This is a genomic window from Ensifer sp. ENS10 (assembly GCF_014852025.1).
Taxonomy (GTDB): Bacteria; Pseudomonadota; Alphaproteobacteria; order Rhizobiales; family Rhizobiaceae; genus Ensifer.
This window is the reverse complement of sequence record NZ_JACVAS010000087.1, coordinates 1-212: the sequence shown is the minus strand read 5'-3', so window position 1 is coordinate 212 and position 212 is coordinate 1. Positions and strand designations below refer to the sequence as shown.

At 64.2% G+C, this 212-nt stretch carries 1 protein-coding gene; it reads right to left on the bottom strand.

The window, feature by feature from the left end; genetic code table 11:
- A partial coding sequence (locus IB265_RS36475) for a helix-turn-helix domain-containing protein (protein WP_192496248.1) occupies nt 1-189 on the bottom strand: 189 nt, incomplete at its 3' end.
- Between the last annotated feature and the right edge of the window lie 23 nt (nt 190-212).

Genomic DNA, 212 nt, shown 5'->3' with positions numbered 1-212 from the left:
CCGGCCGATTGCCTTATGCCGGATCGAAGCCGCACCGCCGGTGTTGATCCGCTCCAGCAACCGACGCACCTGGCGGGTGCTCAGCTCAAGCACGCGCGCCGCCGACGCCAACGTCATGCGTCCGGCGATCACTTTCGACAAAACCTCAATCCGCTGCAGATCGCGTTCGCTCATCGCAATCAATCCCAACCGACGCACCTGGCGGCTGCTGA